The sequence below is a fragment of the Campylobacter sp. BCW_4323 genome (assembly GCF_001763115.1).
Lineage (GTDB): Bacteria > Campylobacterota > Campylobacteria > Campylobacterales > Campylobacteraceae > Campylobacter_D > Campylobacter_D jejuni.
Genome location: NZ_MJYC01000068.1, coordinates 1 through 1,281, shown reverse-complemented (window position 1 = coordinate 1,281; position 1,281 = coordinate 1). Strand labels below are relative to the sequence as shown.

The 1,281-nt window shown below is 25.4% G+C and carries 2 protein-coding genes and 1 pseudogene; all 3 read right to left on the bottom strand.

The annotated features are described in order from the left end of the window. Window positions 1–62 precede the first annotated feature (62 nt). Window positions 63–449 (bottom strand): hypothetical protein, encoded by a 387-nt coding sequence (locus tag AJN60_RS07510; RefSeq protein WP_002871073.1) that lies wholly within the window; start codon window positions 447–449, stop codon window positions 63–65. Beyond that, window positions 439–876, bottom strand: a complete 438-nt coding sequence (locus tag AJN60_RS09775) for a hypothetical protein (protein ID WP_186820462.1) — start codon at window positions 874–876, stop codon at window positions 439–441. The genes AJN60_RS07510 and AJN60_RS09775 overlap by 11 nt, the downstream gene beginning before the upstream one ends. 13 nt (window positions 877–889) lie before the next feature. Continuing rightward, window positions 890–1,281 (bottom strand): annotated as a pseudogene (locus tag AJN60_RS09770) (hypothetical protein); the annotation flags it as partial.

The window sequence follows — 1,281 nt, the reverse complement described above, 5'->3', positions numbered from 1 at the left end:
AATCAACTTTTCTTCTTCTATAATTAATTCTGCTTGTTCTCTTGTCATTTTTTATCCTTTATTTAATCCATAAAATCTATATTAAAATACTTACAAGTTAAAGTAATATATTCTAAATCATTATCAAAATATATGCTTATCAACATCTCTTCTTCTTTTTCAATATAGCCTGTTATATCATCCCAATTATTTCTTATCAAATCGATAAAATTAGCTTCTAATTGATTAAAATTTTTACAATATGATTTTGAGTGTAGTAACTTATAATCATAAAAAACAATTTGCAAATCTTGTATATCTTTTTTCTCTGATTTAAAAAATATTTCTAAAGTTTTTTCATTTGTTATGATAGAATAAACAAAAAAGTCATTTTTCAAATCTATTTTTACATCTTTAAGATAAAATTCTCTTTTAAATAAACTTCCATGCTTTAAATTCTCAAATTTCATTATTTTGCCTTTTTAAATAATTTTCTACAATATCTAAATCTTTATGAGATATTGGCTCTACTAAACCCTGTGACATTCTATACTTTGTTGGATCTTGAGGATTTATATGTTTAGTATATTCTATTTTATGATGCGTATCAATTATTTTCTTTGATGTCTTCTCATAATGTGGTTTACCATCTAAATCATATCTGGTGAGTTTATCTTTTGTCTTTATAGAAACACTATTATATCCTCCATTTAAAGTATTTTTTATTTCCATGGCTCTTTGTTTAATGTTTAAAATAATCTTACCATTTTCACCAATATAATCAGGACTTCTAGGTTTTGGAGTATCTTTAGGCCATATTCCATTATGCTTATAAAGATGAACTTCTTTATCGCTTATCTTACCTTTTTTATTTTCATTTTCCAAATATAAAAGCATTTTTGCTTTCTCTTTACTTTTTTTCTCTTCTCCTTCTTTGTGCCGCTCCTAATTTACCTCCTATCCCTTCCCATCTTATCCTATCAAATTTAATCTTAGCAAGAGGACTAGCTTGTATTTTAGCTAAAGCAAATTTAATCTTATTCTTTTTAGGTATAGCAAATATAGGATAACCTTTTATACTCATTCCTATCAAACCCATTTGTAATACAGAATGTTTATTATTAACTTTATGATCTGAATAAGTATAAGCAAATACTAAAGCTACTTTAGTACAAGGTCCTCCTAGTATAGGTGGATTTAAACATCCACTTATACTAGCTCCTTGTATTTCATTATTTAGCATAATAGGAACATTGTCTGATTTTATTCTTTTAGCTTTTTTTGCTTTTAACTTAACTCTAC